Source organism: Peribacillus sp. P4_C12 (assembly GCF_056402095.1).
Genome location: NZ_JBFUIB010000306.1, coordinates 1 through 4,431, shown reverse-complemented (window position 1 = coordinate 4,431; position 4,431 = coordinate 1). Strand labels below are relative to the sequence as shown.

The 4,431-nt window shown below is 34.6% G+C and carries 5 protein-coding genes; all 5 read right to left on the bottom strand.

The features are described 5' to 3' along the window. A partial coding sequence (locus tag AC1DUW_RS21650) for an amino acid ABC transporter permease (protein ID WP_477643425.1) occupies positions 1-465 on the bottom strand: 465 nt, incomplete at its 3' end. Positions 466-627: 162 nt separating this feature from the next. After that, entirely contained in the window at positions 628-1,455 is an 828-nt protein-coding gene (locus AC1DUW_RS21645; protein ID WP_053346385.1) for a transporter substrate-binding domain-containing protein, read from the bottom strand. A gap of 22 nt (positions 1,456-1,477) precedes the next feature. After that, a complete protein-coding gene (locus AC1DUW_RS21640) occupies positions 1,478-2,206 on the bottom strand; it encodes an amino acid ABC transporter ATP-binding protein (protein ID WP_053346386.1) in 729 nt (242 codons plus the stop codon). 507 nt (positions 2,207-2,713) lie between these two features. Beyond that, entirely contained in the window at positions 2,714-3,124 is a 411-nt protein-coding gene (locus AC1DUW_RS21635; protein WP_053346387.1) for a hypothetical protein, read from the bottom strand. Positions 3,125-3,480: 356 nt separating this feature from the next. Continuing rightward, complete coding sequence (locus tag AC1DUW_RS21630) at positions 3,481-4,143, bottom strand: DUF421 domain-containing protein (protein WP_053346388.1); 663 nt, start codon at positions 4,141-4,143, stop codon at positions 3,481-3,483. Positions 4,144-4,431: the final 288 nt, after the last annotated feature.

Here is a 4,431-nt window from a genome sequence, read left to right as displayed (position 1 = left end):
GTACATAAGATCAAGCCCAGCAACCACGGCTAAAATGGAAGAATTTTTAACAAGATTGATAAATTGGTTTCCAAGCGGGGGAATAACTATTTTTACTGCTTGTGGCAGAATGACAAGTCTCATTGCCTGCCCATAGGTCAGTCCTGATGAACGCGCAGCTTCCATTTGGCCCTTTGGTACAGAAAGTATACCAGCTCGAATGGCTTCTGCTATAAAAGATGACGTGTAAATAGTTAAGGCTAAGGTTCCTGCGTATATTCCACTTAATTTAAGACCCAAAAAGAAGAAAAATGTAATAATCAATAACGGAATATTTCGAATAATCTCGACATAGGCGGTTCCAAGCCAGTTTAGTGGCTTTAGCGGGGCTATCCGCATAATAGCAACAAGCACACCAAGAATCAAACTCGCTACCAACGCTATCAAACTCGACATGATTGTATTTTTGAAGCCTACTAAATACATATCTAGATTCTCTGTTAAAATGGAGAAATCAAGCACGGCATACACTCCCCTAACTAATCAGGATGAGTAATTTGCTCATCCTGACAGATGACAATGTTTAAACTTCAGAATTATTATAAAAATCCAATTTAAACTTATTCACCTTTTTAAAAGGTAAATGTATTAATGTTTAATCCATTTATCATGGATTTCATCATACTTGCCTGAATCTTTAAGAGACTTAAGTGCCTTATTCAATTCAGCCACAAAGTTTTCATTCCCTTTTTTAACAGCAATTCCATAAGGTTCGTCTGTAAATGTACCACCAACAAGCTCATAATTCGGATCTTCATCTGCCATTCCATAAAGGATGGAATCATCTGTAGTTAAGGCGTCGCCTTGGCCAGACTTAAGTGCAGCAAATGCTTCAGAATAGTTTTCAAATTCCAGTACTTGTGCGTCAGGAGCTTTTTCACGGATATTTATGGCTGAAGTAGAACCTTTTACAGCCAATACCTTTTTACCTTTTAAACTATCAATACCTTTAATATCGCTTCCTTTTTTAACAAGTAAAGATTGTCCAGCATCAAAGTATACATCAGTGAAATCAACTTCTTTTTTACGATCATCTGTGATTGTCATAGTAGCTACAATCGCATCGATATCTCCATTATTCAATAATGCCATTCTTGTTTTCGAAGTTACTTCTTTGAATTCAACTTTCTTTTCGTCACCAAGAATCTCAGCTGCAAGAGCTTTAGCAATATCAATATCGAATCCTTCTACCTCACCTGTACTCGGGTTTTTCAAGCCGAATAACCGTGTATCATTTTTTACGCCGAAAACAATCTTATCCTTATCCTTTACCTGTGTTAGAACGTCTTTATCTTTGTCTTTGCTACCGCTTTCTTTACCATTATTGGACACTTTGTCCCCGCCACAGCCAGCTAATAAAATTACAGCCAGTACTGATAGCAATGATAATTGCAACCACTTTTTTTTCTTCAACATGTTATTCACCCCTGTTTTTTATTTAATGATTTAATATACGGCTAAGAAATAATCGAGCCCTCTCTTCACGAGGATTTGCGTAAAACTCAGCCGGTATTGCCTCTTCTAAAACCTTGCCCTCGTCCATGAAAACGATTCGATCTGCGACTTCACGGGCAAATCCCATTTCGTGCGTTACTACGACCATCGTCATTCCTTCATGGGCAAGTGCCTTCATTACATCCAGTACCTCGCCAATCATTTCTGGATCCAAGGCTGAGGTTGGTTCATCAAACAACATGATTTCCGGTCCCATAGCCAAGCCTCTAGCAATGGCTACCCGCTGCTGCTGTCCACCTGAAAGCTGCGAAGGAAAAGAATTTGCTTTATCTGCAATTCCCACCTTTTCCAAATACTTTTGCGCGATTTTTTTCGCTTCCGCATCTGTTTGTCCTAAAACCTTCTTAGGAGCAAGCATGATATTCTCAAGCACGGTTTTATGAGGATAGAGATGAAAATGTTGAAAAACCATACCAATATTTCGGCGCAGCTTGTTTATATCTGTTTTTTTATCCGCTACATTCAATCCGTTAACCGAAAGTGAACCTTCTGATATCGTTTCTAAGCGATTAATACAACGAAGCAGTGTACTTTTTCCAGAGCCGGATGGACCAATGACAACAACTACTTCCCCTTTGTTAATTGTAAGATTAATATTTTTCAAAACATGAAAATCACCATAATACTTATTAACTTGATCAAAAACAATCATAATTAACCTCCCTAAGCCCGTAAGATATGTAAAAGTGATTAAAGTCCGAAAATTAATAATAATCAGAATTCTAATTATATAAAGTTGCAATCTGTTGGGTAAAACATCTTCTTTTTAATATCTATCTGAAATCATAAGTTAAACCTTCATCTTCTATTATTTCCCTTGAAACGATGAAAATATATAAGACGATTATTAAAGCTATATTAAACTAGTAATTTAAATATCATATTCTATCATTACATTTTTATTATATCTAACATTTCTTAAAATTACCATATAAACTTAAAATTGTTAAAAACCTTAATATGTTTCATGATATTATTGCTATATTTCATAAATTTCACCTAATTAGGTCTATTTCACCACATGTTATTTTCCTTCATAATCAAAAAAAGTATTTATTTCCCAAAAATACCGGTCAGTGGTACGTACGTTTTAGCGGAAGACAGCAAATGTTAATAAAACAAGTAGACCAATAAAAAAGACAGCAATACGCCGTCTTTTTTATTCCTTTATAGCATCTTCAAACGGCGCTGAAAATAGACCTTTTGGTCCCAACATATCCGTTTCCGATTCACGACTTTCCCCATCCACAATATAATAACCTGCAGGAAAAAAATCAAACAAATTACTTTCCTTATGCAGCTTTAAGAAATACTCGTATAGATCATCCATAAGTTGTTGGTGTTCTTCTAACTTTATGATTTCACCACATTCATCAATTTCAAAATTTTCGTTAATCGCATCTTGAAGTTCTTCATGATTTGAAGCGGCGATATAAAGATCCACATCTCCACATTCCATACATAGCAGAAGTCTTTCTTCCCGCACCTCTTCATAGGAGTTTTGAACAATTTCTTTTAAAACGGAATCAATTTTGTCAGGATTAGCTAGTTGGATTTGAGTCTGAAACACAAAATCTCCTCCCCAGTTTTTTTAAAAATAATTGTATAGAAAATTATAAACTAGCTGCGCAGAAAATAAAAAAAGTAAGCTCAGCTTTAAGATTTTATGCTAAATTCCACATGCCAGACTGCCCCTTTTTCTTTAGTTGAATCATTCCAATACTCTATAGCTACGCATCCTGTAACAAAGGATCTTGCATCATTCCAAACTTCTCCAGGAAGTTTTATTAGAACACTAAAGAAGCCATGATGTCTAGGCCCCACCTGTTAATGGAGCTTTTTTCATTTTTGAAGCTAAATTAGCATATAGGATTTTATGAATCTTGTGGTGTTAAAATATCCTGAATACTACATAATTATCTCCTATCAATTCATTACATAAAAAACTCCATTCCTGCCGACGACTCCATATCGAACATCCTTAGCCGTTATTTTGCGATCTTTGCATTGTTTCATAACCCATTCTTTGTTGTAGACAGAGGTTAAATTTTTTGTAATAATTACACCATTATATATGAGCTCAATGGGAATTTCGGAAGATAATAGATCTTTATCTTTCTTCAATAATGGCTGGTATTCTTCTTTTTTTTCAATCGAAAGTTTACCACTAACTTCGAGTATTGCTGTTTCTATTTGATCTATCTTAAATACCCCTTGTTCCCTGATTTGCTGTTTTAAATCATCGATAGAATATTTAGCTTTTCTCATGTTAAACTCATTGATTTCCCCTTTTTCAATAATAATAATAGGCTGTCCTGATAAGTATTTTCGAAAACCTCTTTGTTTGAAAGAAAAAATAGAAGATAGAAAAAAGATAAAAATCAGTGTTAGAAAAGAAGCAAGTGTTGGAAAAAATTTAAGGTTTGTATCAAATCCCATATTTGCAATATAGGAGCCAACTGTTACGGATAAAGCAAAACTATAATAATTTAGTTGGGAATTCATGCGTTTACCATACAAATATGTAAAAACAAGTAAGACTATATAGGAAATACCTGTACGAATAATTGGTTGCATTAAGTCTTCCATGAAAAGCTCCTTTTAGTATGTTTCAAATTTCATTGAGATTTCTTATTCCAATAAATACAACAGATCTAAATCAGACCCGTATACTTTTCGTGGTTTTCTCCTTCCATATAATCCCCTCACTTTATTTGCTCTATAAACCATCATAATTATTATGTCCATTTTTTTCAGAGCCTTAATGATTGATAATAGCTGCATTTGTCAAAGTCAGCTTAATTTCTTAGTTTGAGTTGTTCTACTAATGCTATTTCTATTTACCCTTGCCGCTACTAAGTTCAGACAGAGTAATAC